Origin of the sequence: Citrobacter sp. Ce119 (assembly GCF_030334525.1) — a bacterium.
In the GTDB taxonomy this organism is placed as follows: Bacteria; Pseudomonadota; Gammaproteobacteria; order Enterobacterales; family Enterobacteriaceae; genus Citrobacter; species Citrobacter europaeus.
Genome location: NZ_JAOWDR010000047.1, coordinates 253,845 through 276,484, shown reverse-complemented (window position 1 = coordinate 276,484; position 22,640 = coordinate 253,845). Strand labels below are relative to the sequence as shown.

General features: G+C 48.3%; 17 protein-coding genes. 8 read left to right on the top strand and 9 right to left on the bottom strand.

All coding sequences use genetic code 11. The features are described from left to right. The first annotated feature begins 8 nt into the window (after nt 1-8). Complete coding sequence (locus tag OGV80_RS10025; protein WP_043016340.1) at nt 9-1,460, top strand: tagaturonate reductase; 1,452 nt, start codon at nt 9-11, stop codon at nt 1,458-1,460. A gap of 207 nt (nt 1,461-1,667) precedes the next feature. Then, nucleotides 1,668-2,582, top strand: a complete 915-nt coding sequence (locus tag OGV80_RS10020; protein WP_043016339.1) for a bestrophin family protein — start codon at nt 1,668-1,670, stop codon at nt 2,580-2,582. Here OGV80_RS10020 and OGV80_RS10015 read toward each other — a convergent pair. Both OGV80_RS10015 and tam read right to left on the bottom strand, forming a co-directional pair. After that, a complete protein-coding gene (locus OGV80_RS10015) occupies nt 2,579-2,956 on the bottom strand; it encodes a GFA family protein (protein ID WP_047411299.1) in 378 nt (125 codons plus the stop codon). The genes OGV80_RS10020 and OGV80_RS10015 overlap by 4 nt on opposite strands. Nucleotides 2,957-3,087: 131 nt before the next feature. Continuing rightward, on the bottom strand, nt 3,088-3,846 hold the full coding sequence (tam, locus tag OGV80_RS10010; protein WP_043016337.1) for a trans-aconitate 2-methyltransferase: 759 nt from the start codon (nt 3,844-3,846) through the stop codon (nt 3,088-3,090). Nucleotides 3,847-3,954: 108 nt separating this feature from the next. On the opposite strand from tam, the gene OGV80_RS10005 reads away from it, so the two are divergent. Then, the gene (locus OGV80_RS10005; protein ID WP_199994697.1) at nt 3,955-4,476 is read left to right on the top strand and encodes a GNAT family N-acetyltransferase; all 522 of its coding nucleotides are present in this window, start codon (nt 3,955-3,957) and stop codon (nt 4,474-4,476) included. A gap of 9 nt (nt 4,477-4,485) precedes the next feature. On the opposite strand, the gene OGV80_RS10000 is transcribed toward OGV80_RS10005, so the two are convergent. The 4 genes from OGV80_RS10000 to OGV80_RS09985 form a co-directional block, all read right to left on the bottom strand. Next, on the bottom strand, nt 4,486-5,322 hold the full coding sequence (locus tag OGV80_RS10000) for a DMT family transporter (protein ID WP_047411293.1): 837 nt from the start codon (nt 5,320-5,322) through the stop codon (nt 4,486-4,488). A 47-nt stretch (nt 5,323-5,369) separates the two neighbouring features. Further along, on the bottom strand, nt 5,370-5,747 hold the full coding sequence (locus OGV80_RS09995) for a hypothetical protein (RefSeq protein ID WP_286514765.1): 378 nt from the start codon (nt 5,745-5,747) through the stop codon (nt 5,370-5,372). A gap of 986 nt (nt 5,748-6,733) precedes the next feature. Beyond that, entirely contained in the window at nt 6,734-7,450 is a 717-nt protein-coding gene (locus OGV80_RS09990; protein ID WP_043016333.1) for a YebC/PmpR family DNA-binding transcriptional regulator, read from the bottom strand. Nucleotides 7,451-7,726: 276 nt separating this feature from the next. Beyond that, nucleotides 7,727-9,709 carry an alkyl/aryl-sulfatase gene (locus OGV80_RS09985; protein ID WP_087053322.1) on the bottom strand — a complete coding sequence of 661 codons (1,983 nt, stop codon included), beginning with the start codon at nt 9,707-9,709 and terminating at the stop codon, nt 7,727-7,729. Between the two features lie 243 nt (nt 9,710-9,952). On the opposite strand from OGV80_RS09985, the gene OGV80_RS09980 reads away from it, so the two are divergent. After that, a complete protein-coding gene (locus OGV80_RS09980) occupies nt 9,953-10,339 on the top strand; it encodes a KPN_03583 family lipoprotein (protein ID WP_087053425.1) in 387 nt (128 codons plus the stop codon). Between the two features lie 64 nt (nt 10,340-10,403). Here OGV80_RS09980 and OGV80_RS09975 read toward each other — a convergent pair whose 3' ends face one another. The 3 genes from OGV80_RS09975 to OGV80_RS09965 all read right to left on the bottom strand — a co-directional run bounded on the left by OGV80_RS09975 (nt 10,404) and on the right by OGV80_RS09965 (nt 13,185). After that, nucleotides 10,404-11,021 carry an outer membrane beta-barrel protein gene (locus tag OGV80_RS09975; RefSeq protein WP_047411283.1) on the bottom strand — a complete coding sequence of 206 codons (618 nt, stop codon included), beginning with the start codon at nt 11,019-11,021 and terminating at the stop codon, nt 10,404-10,406. A 108-nt stretch (nt 11,022-11,129) separates the two neighbouring features. Continuing rightward, on the bottom strand, nt 11,130-11,759 hold the full coding sequence (locus OGV80_RS09970; protein WP_080625183.1) for a winged helix-turn-helix transcriptional regulator: 630 nt from the start codon (nt 11,757-11,759) through the stop codon (nt 11,130-11,132). Between the two features lie 238 nt (nt 11,760-11,997). After that, nucleotides 11,998-13,185 (bottom strand): OmpP1/FadL family transporter, encoded by a 1,188-nt coding sequence (locus OGV80_RS09965; RefSeq protein ID WP_087053323.1) that lies wholly within the window; start codon nt 13,183-13,185, stop codon nt 11,998-12,000. A gap of 628 nt (nt 13,186-13,813) precedes the next feature. On the opposite strand from OGV80_RS09965, the gene OGV80_RS09960 reads away from it, so the two are divergent. From OGV80_RS09960 to OGV80_RS09945, 4 genes are all read left to right on the top strand, one after another. Continuing rightward, complete coding sequence (locus OGV80_RS09960; RefSeq protein WP_286514756.1) at nt 13,814-19,144, top strand: peroxidase family protein; 5,331 nt, start codon at nt 13,814-13,816, stop codon at nt 19,142-19,144. 10 nt (nt 19,145-19,154) lie between these two features. Next, entirely contained in the window at nt 19,155-20,894 is a 1,740-nt protein-coding gene (locus OGV80_RS09955) for a type I secretion system permease/ATPase (protein WP_080625185.1), read from the top strand. Beyond that, nucleotides 20,894-22,222, top strand: a complete 1,329-nt coding sequence (locus OGV80_RS09950) for an HlyD family type I secretion periplasmic adaptor subunit (RefSeq protein WP_170928000.1) — start codon at nt 20,894-20,896, stop codon at nt 22,220-22,222. Before OGV80_RS09955 ends, OGV80_RS09950 begins: the two co-directional genes overlap by 1 nt. A 122-nt stretch (nt 22,223-22,344) precedes the next feature. Further along, nucleotides 22,345-22,632, top strand: coding sequence for a VF530 family protein (locus OGV80_RS09945; protein ID WP_043016326.1), 288 nt, complete (start codon nt 22,345-22,347; stop codon nt 22,630-22,632). Nucleotides 22,633-22,640: the final 8 nt, after the last annotated feature.

Below are 22,640 nucleotides of genomic sequence, written 5' to 3'. Positions count from 1 at the left end.
AACCCATTGTGCAAACACTAAATCGTCGCGATTTCCCCGGTGCTCAGTATCCTGAACGCATCATTCAGTTTGGTGAAGGAAACTTCCTGCGCGCCTTCGTTGACTGGCAGGTTGATCTGCTGAATGAGCATACCGATCTGAACGCAGGTGTGGTCATTGTTCGTCCTATCGAAAGTACCTTCCCACCATCGCTGAGTACACAGGATGGTCTCTACACCACCATTATTCGTGGCTTGAATGAGAAGGGCGATGCCGTAAGTGATGCTCGTTTAATTCGTTCAGTTAACCGCGAAATCAGCGTCTATAGCGAATACGATGAGTTCCTGAAGCTGGCGCATAATCCAGATATGCGTTTTGTTTTTTCTAACACCACTGAAGCAGGCATCAGTTACCACGCGGGCGATAAGTTTGAGGATGCACCGGCGGTGAGTTATCCCGCTAAACTGACCCGACTGCTGTTCGAGCGGTTCAGCCATTTTAATGGTGCGTCGGATAAAGGCTGGATTATCATCCCTTGCGAACTGATTGATTACAATGGTGATGCGCTGCGTGAACTGGTCCTGCGCTACGCTCAGGAGTGGGCGCTACCGGAAGCATTTATTCAGTGGCTGGATCAAGCCAACGCATTTTGTTCCACGCTGGTGGACCGCATTGTTACCGGTTATCCGCGTGACGAAGTAGCGCAACTTGAAGCTGAGCTTGGCTATCATGATGCATTCCTGGATACGGCTGAACACTTCTATCTGTTTGTCATTCAGGGGCCAAAGTCATTAGCCGCCGAACTGCGTCTGGATAAATATCCGCTCAATGTCCTGATTGTTGATGACATCAAACCGTACAAAGAACGGAAAGTGGCCATTCTCAACGGCGCGCACACCGCACTGGTTCCTGTTGCCTGGCAGGCAGGGCTCGATACTGTGGGTGAGGCGATGAATGACGCAGAGATTTGCGCCTTCGTTGAAAAAGCTATTTATGAAGAGATCATTCCGGTACTGGATTTACCTCGCGATGAGCTGGCATCTTTCGCCAGCGCGGTGACCGGTCGATTCTGCAATCCGTACATCAAGCATCAGCTGCTGTCGATTGCCCTGAACGGCATGACTAAATTCCGTACCCGTATATTGCCGCAGTTGCTGGCAGGGCAACAGGCCAGCGGCAAACTGCCGGCGCGCCTGACGTTTGCGCTTGCCGCGCTGATTGCCTTTTATCGTGGAGAGCGTAACGGTGAGTCATATCCGGTTCAGGATGATGCGCACTGGGTGGAGCGCTTTCAACAGCTTTGGTCTCAGCATCATGACCGCCAGATAAACACCGAAGATCTGGTTAAATCTGTACTGGGCGTTAAAGAGCACTGGGAGCAGGACCTGACTCAGGTTTCTGGGCTGGTGGAGCAGGTTTCTGCCGATCTGGATACCATTCTGGCAAAAGGCATGCGTGAAGCCGTTAAACCACTGTGCTAAGAAAACAGCCCGGCTCAGGCCGGGTTTTTTGCAAAACAATTATTAGTTACAACATACTATTGTATGTTAAATACTAAGCCATTCTGTAACTCAGGTGCGGGAATTGTCTGGCAGGAAAAAGATGTTTAGTTAATGTTGCGATTAACTTGCAACATTGATCACTATCGCGTCTAATGTGACGGGTTTCACATTTTTCCGAAGATAACCATGATCGTTCGCCCCCAACAACACTGGCTACGCCTGATTTTCGTCTGGCATGGTTCCGTATTATCAAAAATCTTTTCACGTCTGTTGCTGAACTTCCTGCTCTCCATCGCCGTTATTATCATGCTTCCGTGGTATACGATGCTGGGTATTAAATTTACGCTGGCGCCGTTCAGCATTCTCGGCGTGGCTATTGCTATCTTTTTAGGCTTTCGCAATAACGCCTGCTATTCACGTTACGTTGAGGCCCGCCACCTTTGGGGGCAGTTGATGATTGCTTCCCGATCGCTTTTACGAGAGGTAAAGACCACCTTACCGGATGACGTCGAACTGGGGCAGTTTGTTCGTCTGCAAATCGCGTTTGCCCACTGTTTACGCATGACTTTACGCCGAAAACCGCAGGCAGCGCCGTTGGCGAAGTACCTCAGCGAGAAAGATCTGCAGACGGTATTTGCCTCACAATCACCGGCAAACCGCATATTGTTGCTGATGGGGGAGTGGTTGGCCGTGCGCAGGCGTAATGGACAACTATCAGATATATTATTCCATAGTTTAAACAATAGGTTAAATGATATGTCTGCGGTGCTGGCAGGTTGTGAGCGGATTGCGAATACTCCGGTCCCGTTTGCGTATACTTTGATCCTTCATCGCACGGTGTACCTGTTTTGTATCATGTTGCCATTCGCCTTAGTGGTGGATCTGCACTACATGACACCTTTCATTTCAGTGCTTATTTCCTACACTTTTATTTCGCTCGACACGCTTGCAGAAGAACTGGAAGATCCGTTTGGCACAGAGAACAACGACCTGCCGCTGGATGCGATTTGCAATGCTATTGAAATCGATTTACTGCAAATGAACGATGAAACAAATGTGCCAGCAAAACACATGCCGGATAAACATTATCAACTCACTTAGCGACGTTCGTTTTGCCACCAGGCGGGTTGCATATCGGAAAACGAATGAAACTCTGGGGCCAGATCTTCATCGTTAGGATCGTCAAAAGCTCCGGCTAAAAGTGCAATTACCGGGGCGTCATCAATGGCGCCCACGGAACTCCCGCACTGAGGGCAAAAGGCCCGACTGGTCGTTTCAGATGAGCGCCAGGTTGTCGGTTTTCCGGCTTTTCCCGTCCATTCTACATTTTCTGCAGCAAACTCAATCCAGACGACGGTCGGCACGCCAGTATGTTTCCGGCATATATCGCAGGAACAGGTATGGGAATTATTAGGACTGCTGGCAGTGAAGCGGATCGAGCCACACAGACACCCACCAATGTAGACTTTAGACATAACAACTCCCGTCAGAAATACGTGGCAAGACACTAGCAGATGCACGCCATTGCCACTAGAACCTTATAATAAAAAGGCGAGGGCGCGCATAGACGATAGTTCATTCCTGTGATCTGTCTGATGATTAACGCTTAACTATTGCGTCTGGCAACCATAAACATTCGCGGAAACGCCAGTAAAATTTTGCCATTTTCCTGTAATGGATATTGCTCCTGCAGGAGTTCGTGGTAGCGCGCCAGGTACTGGCGTTGCTCTCTTTCGCTCAAATCCTGCAACCAGGGGCGCAGGCCTGTAGAACTTACCCAGTCGATAATCGCCTGATGAGAATCCATAATGTGATAATACGTTGTGCGCCAGATATCTACCTCACAACCTGCCTCGCTCAAGATATCATAGTAGGCGTGTACGCCTGGAAGTGGCGTCCGGCCCCGGTCGGGATAACCCTGTTCATAAGCTACTTCGCGCATCAGAACATGCGTGGGTTCCAGCCAGTTATCCGGCATTTGCACGGCCAAAACGCCGTTGCGACCAAGAAGCGATACCAGATTTGGCAACAGTTCATAGTGATTGGGTACCCACTGTAATGACGCATTGGCATAAAGCAGATCTACGGGATGCTCTACCTGGAACTTACTGATATCCGCTTCAATAAAACGGCATGTCGGTAATACGTTTCGCGCCTCATTAAGCATGGCGGGTGAGGAATCAACTCCGGTTATTACAGCCGAGGGCCAGCGCTGATATAGCAATGCCGTACTGTTTCCCGGACCACAGCCAAGATCGACGACTGAACGGACACTCTCTAACGCCACTCTGCTGAGTAATTCCGCAGCGGGTCTTGAACGTTCAGTTTCATATTGCAGATAAAGCGAAGGGTTCCAGTCGGCCATGAATGAATCTCCAGTATGAGAGAAAAAGGCGGAAAGGGTGCATAAATCCTTGCCGATGAGCCATTTCTTTTAGAAGATTATATGAAAATGAAAGATAAGGGCAGAAATATGCTGGAAACATCGAGACTGGTTTTACGCCAGTGGGAAGCCAAAGACAGAGCCCCGTTTGCTGCGCTAAATGCCGATCCGGACGTGATGCGTTTCTTTCCGACTCCGCTGCAACGAACGGAAAGCGACAACCTGGCTGCAAGGTTCGAGGAAGGCATTACAGAGCGCGGTTGGGGATTCTGGGTCGTTGAACTTAAAGAAACACACCAGTTTGTGGGGTGTGTAGGTTTACATCCACAGCCTGATAAATTTCACTTTTCACCCTGTACCGAAATAGGCTGGCGTCTGGCTAAAGACTACTGGCACCAGGGGCTGGCATTGGAAGCCGCCGAGGCATGCCTGACGTTTGCTTTCGAGGAGCTGGGGTTAAGTGAGGTGGTTTCATTTACTTCCGTACTGAATAAACCGTCAGAGCGCCTGATGATACGGTTGGGCATGAATAAGACTGAAGAGTTCCTGCATCCCGCGTTGCCGACTGATCATCGGCTAGCACAACACGTCCTGTATCGTCTTTGCCGATAATTAGTCAGACTATTTTGAACCCTTTCTCATATCAGAAAAAATAACTAAGCCTATTCCAGCTAAAATAATAATGCTTGCAAGAAGGATCCTGGCGGTGAGCGTTTCACCCAAAAACACGATCCCGCCGAGCGTGGCGAGACAAGGAACGCTGAGCTGGATGGTACTGGCCGTCGTGGCTTTGAGCAACGGAAGAAGCGAGTACCAGAGCAGGTAAGCGCCTCCCGATGTTAGTGCGCCTGATAATACTCCCAGCATTATTCCGTTTATATCAATGTGAAGATGGGTATGAAAGATGAGGGGAATAATCAGTGCAACCGGGACCGTCAGGATGAAATTACCACTCGTTGAGGCTACGGCATGCGTGATTTTTTTCCCTGCGATACTGTACATAGCCCAGGCAACACCGGAAATAATCATCATGACTGAGGCATACAAGGAAGGCCGCTCAGCACCAGGAAGTAGCAATATCGCTATTCCAACCAATGCTCCCAGAATCCCTGTTATTTTTAATTTTACGAGTTTTTCTTTCTGAGCTAATCCCCATACCGTCATGACGAGCTGAACGGTACCAAAGAGCAGCAGGGCGCCGGTGCCGGTATTGAGCGAAACATAGGCAACGGAGAATGAGAAAACATAAATGCAAAGTAGCAGGGCGTTTAACCATCTAAACTCTATTTTTTTACTCTCAGATGCTATCGTGATGAATAAATAAAGGGCAATCGCACCACTGATTAACCTGAGACTGCTAAAAGAAATGGCATCGGCGTGCATACCCTTTAGCGCGATTCGGCAAAGCACTGAATTTCCTGCAAATGCGCTCATTGCGATAACGATTTTGATAAGCAAGTTAGCATCCTCAATCTAATACAACAGTCAGTGCCGGTGTTCAGGTTTCAAAAACACGTGTTTTGATCGATGTATTTACCCACATCTACAACGTTGTTCGTTTCAGGATCGACATTGAGAACCACAAAACGCGTTTGCGGACAAAATTGCTCAGCACTTTTCTTGCTGCATTCAGTTTGCAGCCATCGATGTTGACCATAATCGGTGACAACCGTTTTGAGATTGCTATATTCGCTGCATACAAAACCTTTTTCAGTCGCTCTTTGTCTCGCGGCATCCAGACTCAGACCAACAACATTCAGGCTGTCGACTTCTTTGGCATGTGCGCTGTCGGAAACGCGGGTCAATACGCATCCCGTTAGCGTACAGGCAAAGAGCAGTAAGAGTGCCAGGCGTTGGATGGGGTGAGCATTTTTATTACGCATTGTCTGGATAGTGGTCAATTTTATTACCGTTTTTCTGAAAGTGAGCGATGCCTCATGGAGCAGTATATAACGATTACATGCATCTGCTTTAGAATCGCCGACATGCTGCTTTCCGTTTTTAAATGAAACATTTCAATGCCGGGACGCACAGAATAAATAAGGGAGATAGATATCAGTTAGGTCGCGGCGCTTTAAACAACGGTTCGACATCATTATTGAGCAGCACAAGGACTACCATAAAACCCTTAGATTCTTCCTCATCCCATCTTGGTGCGTATAATGTATATTATGTTAAATGCAATCTAATGATCTCTCAGTTCATGGCCCTCAGCATATGGCGCTCACTCGCGTGCTTACCCTTCCCCAATCCGGCTTCGGTTAAAGCGAATAAGTTTTCTATCCGTTCTGGTGCCGGAAACATGGCGTCAGTTTCTGTTCGTCGAACTCATACATGCGGTCCTGGCCACCAACTGTCTGCCAGCAATCTTCACAGAATCCTTTAATGAAACTAACTTCAGCGTAAAATCGCTTCCGCTATTTTTTCCTGCTCATCAATGCGCTGAGCAATCCGTGTGTTTACTTGCGACTGCTGCGGTAAAGCTTCAGTCAGATCCTTCGAATAAAAACTCGTTTGATATCTATAGTCTCTCTGATGCGATGTCCGCTGTTACGAATTAGCCCGACCCGGCTATCCTTTGGATACATTTTCAAGGGTTGGTAACGGTGATGATAAACGACAAGGTCAAACCTATAGTCGCATTTGAACGTGGAGGCGGTTTTTGATTCCCGGGAAAAGAACGCCCTGACTCATCCTGTGGGCAAACAGTGAACATGACTGTCTGCTTTGAGTGTAAAACAGACAGTCACCTGGATTTTCTACGTAAACTTTATCTATTTCTTATAATCAATGCATCTGGCTGGATGTTTTTATAACAAATTTGTAAGTTCAAAATCAGCCACAATGACACTTCCCTTTTAATTTACAATTAAAGGTTTGCAACGTTATGATATACTTTTTGAACATCATCGTCAGCCTCAAGAGCGTCAACGAGTCCTTCAAAGATTTCTAAATCTTCAGGTGAAAGTTCAATTTCTGATTGAGCAATCATTTCTAATTCTGTTGTTGAGAACTCAGTAATGCCAGCTTCTTTTAAAGCAGCAATTCCTTTGTGGAGATCTGTAGATTCAGTATAAACAACGATGTTCCCTTCTTCTTCGGTTACATCGCGGACATCTACTTCGGCATTCAGCAAAACTTCAAAAATATGGTCAGGGTCTGTTCCTTTAAATACAATCACCCCGGTATTGTCAAACATATAGCTGACTGCACCTGCTGCTCCAATATTCCCGCCTTTTTTATTGAAGATTGAGCGGACATTAGCAATTGTACGATTAACATTGGAAGTCAATGTTTCAGCGATAATCAGTGAACCACTTGGGCCAAAGCCTTCATAGCGCCCTTGTACGAACGTTTCATCGCTGCCACCTTTGGCTTTATCGATTGCTTTATCAATAACGTGCTTAGGAACCTGGGCTTGTTTTGCACGCTCAATAACGAATTTTAAAGCTGAGTTTGATTCTGGGTCAGGCTCACCTTGCTTAGCGGCAGCATAGATTTCTACACCAAATTTTGCATATATATTAGACGTTGCACCGTCTTTAGCTGTTTTTTTAGCAACAATGTTTGCCCATTTACGTCCCACTGGAATGGTCTCCTCAAAAATTCATTTATGCTACGGACAGGTTAATAACCTGCATATTTTTCCGCCGCATTATATCATGATACACAAACTCTCGTCCATGAAAACAAAAATATACAGATTATATGGAGTGTTACTTTAATTACATTAATTATTAACATTATGGATAAAATATTCCCACATTATATTTCAGATCTTTTTTATTCTTAATAATTGAACCGCAGCAATAATAAAAAACCCGTCATTGCTGACGGGTTATTACATGATTTCTATCTACAATTAAGGCGTCACAATGTTAAACCAGAAATCAAAACTGTCTAAATATCCGACGAACTCGTCAAGTTTGGCGTGATTGCCAGTGATCTGTACCTCACCTTTCTCTTCCGCTTGCTTCAGCGATTCTTCCTTCAGGATAATTTTGTTCAACGTCGCCCGATTCAGCGTAATGGAGGCATCAGCATGACTGGCCTGAGTATCAGCACTATGGTTAAGAACACCGTTTTCTAGTTCCAACTTGTATTTACCACCGTCAGCGCCTAAATCAACGTTGAAGACAGCCTGGGCATTTGCCGCTTTTTCGCCATTAATATGTACAGCCAGATAATCGAAGAACATTTCCGGCGACATAGCTTTAACCGTATCCGGGCTGGCGGTATTGGGGGTTGCGCCTTTTACCACACCATTGCGTAATTCTTGCGCACCAGTCAGATAAAAATTACGCCATGGACCGGACTCTGCCTGGTAACCCATCTGCTCAAGAGCATCGGCTTCCAGATTACGAGCCTCTTTATTGCTCGGATCCGCAAAGACGATATTGTTAGTCACCTGCGCCACCCAACGGTAATTACCATGGTCATAATCCGCTTTTGCTTTTTGCATGATGGCATCGGCCCCTCCCATATAATCGACATATTTCTTCGCGGCATCTACTGGCGGTAGTTCGTTCAGCGTTGCCGGGTTACCGTTGAACCAGCCGAGGTAAAAGACATAAGTTGCTTTCACGTCATGGCTAACGGAACCATAGTATCCGCGGCTGGCCCATGATTTTTCCAGACCAGACGGCAGTTTGAAGTTAGCGGCGATTTCGTCACGAGTCAGACCCTGGTTAGCCATCCGCAATGTTTGATCGTTGATGTAACGGTACATATCGCGCTGGCTCTTCATTAACTTCACAACATTTTCATTACCCCAGGTTGGCCAGTGGTGCTGAGCAATAATAATGCTCGCCTTACCTCCCCAGCGGCCAATAACGTCATTGATATATTTTGACCATGCCAGCGGATCGCGGATCTTCGCGCCCCGCAGCGAATAGGTGTTATGCAGCGTGTGGGTTACATCTTCAGCGGCCTCAATCATTCCCTTCTCTTCTACATACCACAGCATTTCAGAGGGCGCTTCTGAACCAGGCGCCATCATGAAATCATAGGTTAGACCGTCGATAACTTCTTTCTGCCCGGTGTGGGTAATGTAATTAGTAGGTTCAATCAGTGTCACCGTACCCGCAGAGGTTGTCGTACCAAGGCCTGCACCTACCTGACCTTTTGCATCCGGTTTTAACAGATTGCCATACATATAACTGGCCCGGCGACTCATGGCGTTACCTGCCATAATATTTTCAGATACGGCCTCCTTCATAAAACCAGCCGGTGCATATACCTTCACTTTGCCGGATTTAACATCAGCTTCATCCACGACACCACGTACGCCGCCGTAGTGGTCAACATGGCTGTGCGTATAAATGACGGCAACAACGGGTTTTTTACCGCGATTTTCATAATAAAGATCCATTCCGACTTTTGCCGTTTCTGCCGATACCAGCGGATCAATGACCGTAATTCCCTCTTTCCCCTCCATTATCGTCATATTCGAGAGATCCAGATTACGGATTTGATATACACCATCGGTTACCTGGAACAGACCACCGATATTGATCAACTGCGACTGACGCCACAGGCTTGGATTAACCGTAGCGGGAGCTTTTTCGCCTTCCTTGATAAAAGCATATTGCTGCGGATCCCAAACGATGTTCCCTTGCTTTCCTTTGATTAGTTCATCGGGAAGCGGAGCGATAAATCCCTTATGGGCATTTACGAAATCTGTTTTATCAGTGAATGGCAATTGCCCGTATAAGGCATCATTCGCGCTTTTGGTTTGAGCTGTAGCATCTTTTGCCCCTTCCTGTGCGATTGCAGGAAGTGACATTAACGATGTCGAACAGACACCGGCTAAAGCCAGATAGCTTACTCGTTTATTTAGTTTCATAAATTCTCTGCTAATAATAAATTTTCAAGCAGGATCAAAACTGCTTCATTGATTATTGACATGCATCTGCGATGCGATGTTTATCAGGACGGCGTGATTGAGTATTGAAAGGTTAACATAACCTTATAAGCCAGTATCATTAAAAAATATTTAATTATAAATTTTTATTTAAATAAATCATCCGTAGACAATGGATTGTTTAAAAAGATAATGACTGGCATCCATTTCCTTAGGTCAATAAATATGCGTGCACTTTATCTATTACTCATCATTGGAACCCTCTCTGGTTGTAGCTCTTCGCCACCGGAGAAAGTAATTAGAATTAATAAAATGATTATTCCTGTTATCCAGAATAACTCCGTGACTAAATCGAGCAGTAATTCGAGATCCTTGTCGTTATATCAAGAAAATAAACTGCAAATTAAAAACGTGGCAAACACGCTAAAAAGTGATTATCTTCATGATGTTAAGCGTAATGAGATGTTTGATGTTCATAGCCAGGCATACCAGGTGTATGCTTCATTATCTAAGCTTGAGCAAATGCAACAGATGAACAATTTTTATTATAAGGAGCATAATCAAACGGGTCTGTTGAGCATCAATCAGTCGGTTAATTCTCTTATTGAATAATAAAAGAGCCTCCTCATTGATGAATGTGGAGGCTCTTAAATATGGGCTGTTTGATTAACTAAGGTTAGTCATGCTGGCCAAAACGATATGACAGCCCCGCCGTAACAGAACTGACATCGCTGGTTGCTCCAATCTGGTTTTCGTTACCGACATTGCTTACCCATTGATACTCAAGGCGCCCTGCCCAATTATTATTAAAGGCATATTCAGTACCTACCGCCACTACCGGACGGACACCGGTATCAAAACGATTATTCCCTTTAATATCGGACTCTGCGCGATATCCCATGGCACCTGCCCGACCATATACATCCCAGGCATCGTTCAGACCATAACTTGCTTTCAGTGTGAGTTGCAGCCCCTGGCTTTTCATTTGCGAACCTGATGCGCCATTTTTACCATTGAACTGCATATTACCTAAATAATCATAACCACCTTCAACGGCGAGCCATGGTGTAATTTGATAACCGGTGAATACACCGCCACCAACATTATCGCCATCGGTGCCAACATTACCAAATTTTTCACCGTGATTATTGCTCTGTTGAGTGGTGCTGGAGTCAAAATAGTGTGACCAACCAAATTTCCCGCCAGCATACCAGGTTCCGACATCCGCTGCAGCAAAAGCGGTTGTGGCTGTAAAAGCGTTAGCAATAATAAGTGTAATAAGCGTCTTTTTCATGATTTTCCTATCGAGGCTTTCAGTTACGATTGATACAAATAACGTATCGCTACAATAGGGTATTTAAGTTGTGGTGATAATTACTTTTTAATTTATTTTTGGATTTACTCAAAATCGCTCAGGTAATTTATTGATGGTGGTAAGATATCCCCCGCGTTCAAAATCAATATAGCCTCCTTTTTTTAGGGCTGAAATGACATTTAAAACGCTGCTGCGTGATAAGTGGGTGCGATCCTGAATGTAATCCAAAATAGACATGCGTTTGCGGGTCTCTTCCGGTAACAAAATCATTTCCTCGAGATGGTTTCGTATCACCGAATAGGTACGCTGCTGTACCACTAGATCATCGCGATAAAAGAGATAACCCGTGTGATATGAAAGCACAGCCGCCGCATCTTCCCACAACCCTTGTTGATGGAAGAGCTCTCGCGCTTTATCGGCATCCACGCGTAATATTGTCGACTCGGCTTCTGCGCGTAATAAGTGACCATGGACCGGCTGGATCATCTCGGCAATACCGAACAGATGAGGTTCATAGACAGTCACAATTAACAGGCCATCAGACGAACGTAAGATGGAGAGTTCTCCTTGCAGGAAAAGATATAGCTGAGGCTTATTTTTGTATTTCCACATGATACGGCGTCGAGGTACAACCTTAAGCTTTTCTGCAATTGGCTCAAGCACTTGCATTAAACGTTGTATGCTTTGTTCAGGGCGTACCGGGGGTGAAATTTGCATGTTCAAACCTGTATTCTTTTGATTGAGATAACGCTATGATTCTACGTATATTCCATGAAGAATAGTACAGCCTCATATTAAAACCATAGGTTGCGCAATACTAAAAGTACAAATTTATTTTTATTTAAATGATTTTTTTAGAAGGCCACCAGCAGACGTTCACTGAACATTAGTGCATGGATGCTTTGCTATGGTGATTATTGACAATACATAACATTTCGACTTGATAACAACGATGCTAAAACTGATAGCTGTAGTTAACGCTGGCAAACCAAAGCCACGGATTTTTATACTCACCGGCATAGATATCAGATTTAACGCTGGATGACTGCATATGCAAATACTCAACGGCTACCCCGATATTACTGGCTGGGGTAATCTGGTACTGAGCTCCGGTGGCAAATCGCCATTCATCCCCGGTCGGTAACGAAAGCGCGGCATTACTTTGTGTTTTGTACGGTGAACTGTCAAATGCGACCCCGGCATTAATTCGCCACTGCTCATCGGGATGATATTGCACACCCACCGCCGTATGCCATGTATCTTTCAGCCTATTATCACGATCGTCAGGTTGACCATTTATTGTAATCTGAGGGCTACCAAACTGACTCCAGTCCTGCCAGCCAAGATCCCCCATCACTGACCATCTTCGGTTAATATCGTGAACCAAGCTAGCCATTACCTGCTGTGGCGCGCGGACCTGGGCGGAAATCGGCAGGTCATAGCCAATATTAGGTAGATGTGGGAAACGCGCTTTGCCGTCAATATTGAAATGATAATCAGTCTTGCTGCTCCAGGTTATGCCCGCCCGTGTTTTGTCATTTAAATCCATCAATAAGCCAAGGCGGTAATTCATCGCCCAGTCATGATCGCTTTGTTTTTCATCGTGGCCGTCGACATTTCTTTTTAAAGACAGAAAACCGTAGTTCAAACCCGCAGCAGCACCAACCGACACCTTGTCACTCAGTTTCCATGCAACGCCTGGACTCAGCGTCATCGCAACCAGGGTGCTTTGTTTAATCAACCGATCCCCGGCCCAGTTGCCAAAATCGATACCCAACCCATAGTTGCCATATAATCCCAGCCCGGCTGAAACGGTATCGCTCAGGCGTTGCGCATAAAACATACTGGAATTGGGGAACAGCGTCATTACGTTCCCCGGACTTTGCCTTTCGTCAGCGCTATTGTTCAGCGTATAGGGAATATCTCCCCCCATCGCCTGCAACCCTCCGCTGACCATATGGTCAGACAGACGGGTCATTCCCGCTGGGTTCGTTAATAGCGTTGAGGCATCCTGAGCGCGAGCGGCCTGCCCTGCACCAGCGAGTGCTGTATCCTCCGTTCCGACTTCATAAAAATAGAGCGTACTGGCGTTACCGAATGCCGAAAAGAGCATTCCGGAAAGAAGAATTATATTTTTTTTCATTGTATTACCTGTCTGGATGGGAACTTAACAAAACGTAGGCCAGTTATCACACAGTATTGATTTACGCTAATAGCATAATCAGGCCTCTGGAATGATGTCGCGTTAAGTTTCATCCAATATTAAATTTTATAATCTGCCCCTGCTCTCTTAAATATCGCCTTAATGAGAATTCTTCTTAATAAGAAATTTGGCATTAATTCAAATGTAAAGAAATGAAAATTTAATGTTTTCATAAAAAAGTATGAGTGAAGTCGGCAACGGAAAAACCATAGTTATGATCATCACATAAATGTAATCTGAGTTTAAAAAAACCTACACATTCACTGCTTGAGAAGACCTCGTCTTCTCAAAACTTCGCGCCCCGAATATGCCTTTAATTTCAATAAGGCACGGTTAGCATTGGTCACTAAAACCCAATTCATAAGTGAGGTGAATATCTTATTGGTCTGGTTAAATATCTGGAGAATAACACCATTCCGGTCGTGGATATCGTTTGTGTTTTAAAATACGGAGCTTAATCATGTACTAACAATCAGATATCTGATGCGACTCATTCTTCTGTCCGCTTTTGTAAGCAGAAGAAAAGAGTGATGATAGCTAATACAGGTAAAGATAGGGGTAATGACTTATGGCCTCACAATATGACTTTACTGTCACTCTGCACGATCTGGCTTTTATTCTTAAGCAGATCAAAATATCCGAAGCGGCAACTAACGCGGATGGTAGCGTTAATGATGAAATGCTTCGAGAATTAGTCTCCAGTCCGCTATTACCTTATGGCCTTCGTACGGTGGATGGTTCATGGAATAACCTTTTACCGGGTCAAGAGTTATACGGCTCTGCCGACCAGACTATGCCAAGATTAACCGCATTAAACTGGCAAGACGCGGATGAAATGACCAGTTATATCCAAATTGGCGGGATGGTTATTGATGCTGACCCGCGAATTATCAGTAACTTAATTTCGGACCAGACGGCTTCAAACCCGGCGGCTCTGGAGGTATTCAACGCATTAAAAGATGCGCCTGGTGGTGGTACTATTACAGGAGAAGGCAGCTTATCTATTCCCAACCAGTCTCCGGATATTGGACTTTCCCCCGCTTTTAATGGCTGGATGACCTTCTTTGGTCAGTTTTTCGACCACGGTCTGGATTTGATACCGAAAGGTGGCAACGGTATTGTTTTCATTCCGCTACAGCCAGACGACCCATTATATGTTGAGGGGTCGGATACAAACTTTATGCTATTAACCCGGGCGACGGTCAACGAAAACCGAGAGACGGTAAACCTGACAACCCCTTTCATTGATCAAAACCAGACCTACACCTCCCACCCTTCACATCAGATTTTCATCCGCGAATACGTAATCATTGACGGTAAACCCGAGCCAACGGGAAATCTGTTAGGCGGCGCTAACGGAGGACTGGCGACCTGGGCTGACGTTAAAAATCAGGCTGAAACTCTACTGGGTATAAAACTCACCGATCAGGATGTTTTTAATGTTCCTCTGCTGGCAACGGACCGCTACGGTAATTTGATTTTAAGTGAAAACGGGAAGGTACAGATTGTGACCACCAACGGCCTGGTTGAAGCCAATGGCGGCCTGTTACCTGCGGAGACGTTCCGCACCGGCCACGCGTTTCTGGATGATATTGCTCATACTGCCGCGCCAAAAGCGGGCCTGCTGGCGGATGATGACAGTGCTATCGGCGGCGAAGGAGCGCAACCTGCGGGAACCTATGATAACGAACTGCTCGACCGCCACTTTATCACCGGCGATGGGCGTGGTAATGAAAACATTGGCTTAACCGCTGTGCATGCCGTTTTTCACAGCGAACATAATCGCCTGGTTGAACAGTATAAAACCACACTGCTGGAAACCGGCGACATCGACCTCATTAACCAGTGGTTGATGCCGAATCACCAAATCACTGAGATGCCTGCCAATACCAGTACTCTGGTATGGAATGGCGAGTACTTATTCCAGGCCGGTCGCTTCTCCACGGAAATGCAGTACCAACACCTCGTGTTTGAGGAGTTTGCACGTACCGTACAACCCGCCGTCGATCCGTTTGTCTTCTCCAACACGGCGGATATTAACCCCCTTATCTTTGCCGAGTTTGCGCACGTGGTTTACCGTTTCGGGCATTCAATGCTGACAGAAACCGTGGCGCGTACCAACATTGATATGCAAAGCGGCGATATCGGCCTGATAGCCGCGTTCCTGAATCCTGTGGCATTCAATGAAATCAACGGTGCCACCGTCACTGACGACCAGGCCATCGGCGCGATTGTGCGTGGTATGACGCGTCAGGTGGGCAATGAAATTGATGAGTTTATTACCGATGCTCTGCGTAATAATCTCATCGGCCTGCCCCTTGATTTAGGCGCGCTTAATATTGCCCGTGGCCGTGATACGGCAATGCCTTCGCTGAACCAGGCTCGCGAGCAGTTTTTTGCATTAAGCGGTGATAGCCAACTACGCCCCTATACCAGTTGGGCTGACTTTACCACCTACCTGAAAAACCCGGCCTCTATTATTAACTTTATGGCCGCTTACGGTCAGCATGAACTGATCCTCAATGCCACCAGCCTTGAAGGTAAACGCGCGGCGGTTAACTTCCTGCTGTTTGGCGATGCCAATAACGCCCCACCTGCGGATGCAATGGATTTCTTTAATAGCACTGGGGCGTGGGCAACGAAAGAAACCGGCCTGAATATGGTCGATTTCTGGATTGGCGGACTGGCTGAGCGCAAAAATGAATTTGGCGGCATGTTGGGTTCAACCTTCAACTTTGTTTTTGAAACGCAAATGGAAATGTTGCAGGACGGCGATCGTTTCTACTACCTGAGCCGCGTTCAGGGGTTGAACTTACTCAATGAACTGGAGGCCAACTCGTTTTCCGCGCTGGTAATGCGTAACAGCGATCTTGGTGAGGAGGGTTCCTCTCACCTGCCCGCCAACCTGTTCCAGACGCCGGACCATATTTTTGAAGTGAACCGCGTGCTGCAAACGGAAATCGACCCGAAATGGGGTAATCCGCTGAAAGATCTGCTCTCGCCGTTGTTGGTGCGTCGCGACCCTGGCGCGGATGTTGACGGCGATAGCTTTGCGGACGGTGGTTATCTGAAATATACCGGTGATGGGCATGTGGTACTTGGCGGAACGGCAGGCAACGATACGTTAATCGGCGGTAAAGGGATCGACAGCCTGTGGGGCGATGGCGGAGATGACCGACTGGACGGCGGTGACGAAGCCGATGTGGTCCACGGCGGTGACGGTGATGACATTATTACCGATACCGGTACACCCGTTGGCGATGCTGACTTCCTGCACGGCGATGCCGGACATGACGTTATTTTCTCCGGAAATGGCAACGATCTGGTCTTTGGCGGCAGCGGCAGCGACTTCGTGGTGGTCGGTGAAGATGCGCAGGAGGTCTTCTCGGGTCAGGATAATGACTTTGCGCTTGGCGGCTCGGGTGGTGATTTCCTGATGGGCAACGAAGGCGATGACTGGCTGGAAGGCGGCGACGGGTTTGACACGCTGGCGGGTGATAACTCTGAGCTGTTCTTCAACAGTACCATTATCGGTCACGATGTCCTTAACGGTCAGGGTAACGACACCGACTACGATGGCGAAGCTGGTGACGACATCATGGTTCAGGGCGCGGGGATCCAGCGTAATAATGGTATGGCCGGTTTCGACTGGGCTATCCATAAAGGCGACCCAAACGGCGCTAACTCTGATCTTGGGATCCCCATTTTCGTTAACCAGCAGGAATTTATTCTGCGCGATCGTTTTGACCTGGTTGAGGGGCTGTCGGGCTGGAAATACGACGATATCCTGACCGGGACGGAACAGCCGATAGGAACCGCCCCGGTTCAGGGTGTTCCCCTCTCTAACAACCTGACCCAGGAAGGTGCAGACCGGATCAACGGGCTTCAGGCCATTCTCGGCGTAGAACGTTCTGCTAACCCGGACGCGGTGCTACTGAACCCTGATGATGGTAGCGATATTTTACTCGGCGGCGGCGGTAGCGACCGCATTATGGGTAAAGCTGGTAACGATATTATTGATGGCGATGCGTGGCTCAACGTGCGTATTGCCGTTACCGGTATGGCAGGACTCACCAGCGCCGAAGGCATGGCCGAACTGAAGTCGTACATGCTTGCCGGCACGCTGAAACCGAATCAACTGTCGATTGTGCGCGAAATTCTGCATGAAGGTAACGGCACGGAAACCGACGTTGCAGTGTACCGTGATGTCAGCAGCAACTATGTCTTCACCCGCATGGCTGACGGTAGCCTGCGTGTCGATCACGCTACGCCCAATGCCGCGCTGAACCTGAATGATGGCATTGATCGTTTGTTGAACATCGAAAAACTGGAGTTTGGCGATGCTCAGCAGTTGTGGGTGACGGCGCAGCAAGCGACGGGCGATCTCACCATCAGCAATCCTAACCCTTCGGTGGGCGATCTGCTGCGCGTCAACGTGGCGAATTTGCTGGACGGTAATGGGCTGGCAGCGGATGTGGCCATCACGATGACCTGGCAGGCATTCGTCAACGGCCAATGGCGGGATCAGGCAACCGGTGCGGAGTTCAGAGTGCCTGGCGCTATTCAGGGCGCGCCGCTGCGTGTGGTAGCCAGTTTTAACGACCGTATGGGTGACGCAGAAACGCTGGTGTCGGCACAAACTCAGGCAATCCTGCCGAGAAATCAGGCCACCACCGGTGCGCCGGTAATTAATGACCTCACTCCGACTGAAAGTCTGACGCTGACCGCGGTGGTTTCGGGCATTGCGGACGCAGACGGTCTGAGCGGCGGTAATTTCACCTATCAATGGAGAATGAGTTCGCCAACCGGATTCGTCAACATTAACGGCGCGACATCCGCGACCTATACGCCGGGCCAGGCCATGGTCGGTCGAACGCTGCAGGTGGTGGTTACCGTCGTCGACGATGAAGGCAACCCCCCTGTTGTTCTGACCTCGACCACCACACAGCCTGTGGGCGATCTGATTGTCGGTACCAACGGCGCGAACACGCTCGTCGGTACCGCATGGAGCGATATTCTGCGCGGTGAAGGTGGGAATGACACTTTGTTGGGCGGCGCAGGTGACGATCTGCTCGTGGGCGGTGCGGGTAACGACAGTCTGTCTGGTCAGGCGGGGCAAGATATCCTGCAGGGGGATGCGGGTAATGACACGCTTGATGGTGGTCTTGGCGCCGACAGTATGACCGGCGGCGCGGGCGATGATACCTACATCGTTGATGATTTCGGTGATGTGGTTATTGAAGGTGTGAATGGCGGTACGGACATTGTGCGTACCGGCCTCAGCAGCTATGACCTCACTGACAACGTGGAAGAACTGGTCTTTACCGGCAGCGGCAGTTTTATCGGTACCGGGAATGCCATTGCTAACACCATTACGGGCGGTTCCGGCAATGACTATCTGTTTGGTATGGGAGGTAATGACCAGTTGTTTGGCGGTACCGGGAATGACTTCCTCGATGGCGGAGATGGCGCTGATAACCTGCAGGGCGGAAACGGCAACGACGTCATGATTGGCGGCGCGGGCGCGGATACCCTCTCCGGCGGTAGCGGCGACGATATTCTCAATGGCCAGGAGGGTAACGACATTCTTGACGGAGGGGCCGGGAGCGATATCTTCGCCTTCGGTGCTAACTTTGGGCAGGACCGGATCACCGGTTTTGACAGTAACCCCAACGGCGGCCAGGACTTCCTCGATCTCGTCTTGTTAGGCATCAACGCGGGTAATTTTGCCAGCAGCGTGTCTATCACCGGAAACAATGGCAACACCATTGTGACTATCGGCACTGACACCATCACATTAGTGGGCGTCAATTCGACCACCGTGAATATTGGTGACTTTTATCTGGAAATGCCCACCACCCTTGCCAGCAACAATGGCAATAGTTCATTGATCGTATAAGGAGAAGACTATGTCGCGCCAGCATACGCCAACAGAACTGAATGATGCATTAAAAGGAACGAAACCCACTTTTCTGATGCTGCTGTTTTTTAGTTGTGTGATTAATATGCTTATGCTGGCGCCGGCAATTTATATGCTACAAGTATACGACCGCGTGCTGGTGAGTAAAAATACCACCACGCTGTTAATGCTAACCTTATTGATTGTCGGCTTGTACATCGTTATAGCCATGATTGAATCCGCCCGCGCGCAGGTCATGGTCAGGCTTGGCAACCGGCTGGATATAAAGCTAAGCCAGTTAGTCTTTAACGCGGCATTTAAAAGAAAGATGGTTACCGGTGATAATAACCCGGCGCAATCTTTAGCCGAACTGGATCAGCTCCGTCAGTTTCTTTCCGGGAATAGTCTGTTCGCTCTGTTGGATATTCCCTGGACGCCGATATATCTGTTCATCGCCTTTCTGGTCCATCCTCTGCTGGGCTATCTCTCCCTCGGTGGAATAACGTTATTATTCATTCTGACGCTGGTCTCGGAAATCGCTACCAAGCGCCCTATTCAACAAGCACACGCCTTAACGATTAACAATGCCAGTAAACTCAATAAACAGCTACAAAACTCCGATGCCATTGAGGCGATGGGAATGCTCTCAACCCTGAAGTCCAACTGGCAGGAACAGCATAACAAAGTGCTGGCGTTACAAACGCTGATTGCCGACAAAACGGCCGGGTTAAGCAGTCTCAGCCGCTTTGTGCGGGTGTTGCTGCAGTCGATTGCGCTGGGCGCTGGGGCTTTACTGGTGATCGGCGGCCATATTACCCCGGGCCTGATGATTGCCGCGTCGATTATTCTTGGCCGCGTCCTCAACCCGGTAGAACAGGTGATCGGCAGTTGGAAGCAGTTTGTGCAGTTTCGTAGCGCCTGGCACCAGCTCTCTGACCTGCTGAAAGAGTATCCGGCACCGAAAGAGGTGCTGACCCTGCCTCGTCCGAACGGCAACATCAGCGTTGAAGGTGTTTTTGCTGCGGCTCCCGGTCAGTCTTCCCCACTATTGCGTAATATCTCATTCCAGTTGGAACAAGGCGAAGTGCTGGGGATTATCGGTCCCTCTGCCTCAGGGAAGACATCGCTGGCCAAGGTTTTGGTTGGCGTCTGGAAGCCGTTATCAGGAAAGGTCAGATTAGACGGGGCGGATATTTGTCAGTGGGATAAAGCACTGCTGGGTCCGTCCATTGGCTATCTGCCGCAGGATGTTGAACTGTTTGACGGCACCATCGCGCAAAACATTGCCCGTTTCACCACAAATGACAGTGAGCTTATCGTCGCTGCCGCCCTGCTGGCCGGCGTACATGAGATGATTCTGCGTTTGCCGCAAGGATACGACACACCGCTTGGCGCAGGTGGGTACCAGCTCTCCGGCGGGCAGCGACAGCGTATCGGGCTGGCTCGCGCCGTTTACAACAACCCTGCGTTTATCGTGCTTGATGAACCGAATGCCAATCTTGACGACGCGGGGGAATTCGCACTCATTAAAGCCATCAATACCCTGCGCACGCAGGGACAAACTACCGTCATTATCTCGCACCGACCCACGCTGCTCGGCGTGGTCAATAAAGTTTTGCTGCTTAACGATGGCGCTATACAGGAGTTTGGCACCCGCGATCAGGTTTTTGCCCATTTGCGTCAGGCCAACGTACTGAAACCGGTGGCTACGCCTTCTCCATCCACTACTGAACAGCAACGTGAGGCCTGATGATGAAAAAGAATCCCCACAACGCGGCCTCCGCTGGCGTAGATACCAATATCTGGTCGCCGATTATTCGGGGCGTGATCGTCATTATGCTGGGTGTCGGCAGCTTTATCCTCTGGGCGGTACAAGCACCGTTAGATGCGGGCGTGGTCGCCGATGGCACGGTAACCGTATCGAGTAACCGCAAAACTATTCAGCACCTGAGTGGCGGTCGGGTAACGGATATCTTTATCAAAGAAGGCGACCTGGTGAAGAAAAACCAGGTTCTTGTCCGGCTGGATAAAATGCAGCTCGAAATGCGTTTCAGCGCCTTAAACGCCCAGTATATTTCTGCTAAAAGTATTGAAGACCGCCTGCTGGCAGAACGCGATGGTCTGGAAACAATCGGCTTTAATACGACGTTGACGCAGCAGTTCTCCGGCAATAAACGGCTGGCGGAAGTGAGAAATCTGCAGGCTAAACTTTTCGATACGCGCCGCAAGACCATTCAGGACGAACTGTCGATGATTCAGGAGACGCTCGATGGCCTGGTGGGACAAACGGATAACCTTTATAAAATAAAAGGCTATCGCGACCGCCAGTTCAATCTGATTAACCGGGAACTGGGTGCTATTCGCGCACTGAGTGAAAAAAACTATTACCCCAAAGCGCAGTTACTGGTGCTTGAGCGCGAAGCAGCAGAAATATCCAGCAGCGTTTCAGAAGATATACTTAATATTGCCAAACTGAAATCCCAGCAGAATGAATTAAAAATTAAAGCCTACCAAGTGCGTCATCAATATTTACGTGAAGTTGAGTCTGAACTGACCGAAAACCAAAAAGAGGTGGCAATGCTGGAGGATGAACTGGTATCCACGCGTCATGAACTGGATAACACCGAGATCCGCTCGCCGATTAACGGCATCGTGCTAGATGTTAAAGTCAGTACCGTTGGCGGGGTCATCCAGCCTGGAGAACATTTAATGGATATCGTTGCCGCCGGGCAACCGATGCAAATCGATGCCAAAATACCGGTGCACGCCATTGATAAACTGGTCCCCGGTTTAACCGTTGATGTGCTATTCCCTGCCCTTAACCACGCGCTGTTACCGTCGGTCCCGGCCCGGGTTCTCACCATCTCGGCGGATCGTTTAATTGATGAGGCCACACAGCAGCCTTACTACCTTGCTGAAGTACAGGTTTCAGCAGAGGGCGCGCGTTTGCTGGGCGATTACAAAATTAAAGCGGGAATGCCCGCCAGCGTGACGATCAAGACCGGTGAACGAACCCTGATGAGTTACCTGTTTAAACCGTTGATTGCCCGTCTGGAACTGGCCTTTAAAGAGTATTGATCCATCCATTGCCGGTTGGGTGCTCGTCTTGTCGCGCCATGCCGGTTTATGCCATTGCTGGCAGCTTTGCTTTCTTGTAACCTTCTTCCCGTAAAATCTGGAACCACTGAACTGGACTTCGTATGAATGCTCATATTTCTAAAGACCCATTACATGGCGTAACGCTTGAAATGCAGGTCAATGCCCTGGTTGATCGTTATGGTTGGGCTGAACTGGCGCAACGCATTAATATCAACTGCTTTAAAAATGAACCGAGCGTTAAATCCAGTCTGAAGTTTTTGCGCCGTACGCCGTGGGCGCGGGCAGAAGTCGAAGCGCTGTACCTTGATTCGCTGCATGACCAGGTCTCAAACAACACCCCCGAACCGGCCTTCGACCCATGGGCTAACAGCCGCAACAAGAAGAATTAAGAGCAAAA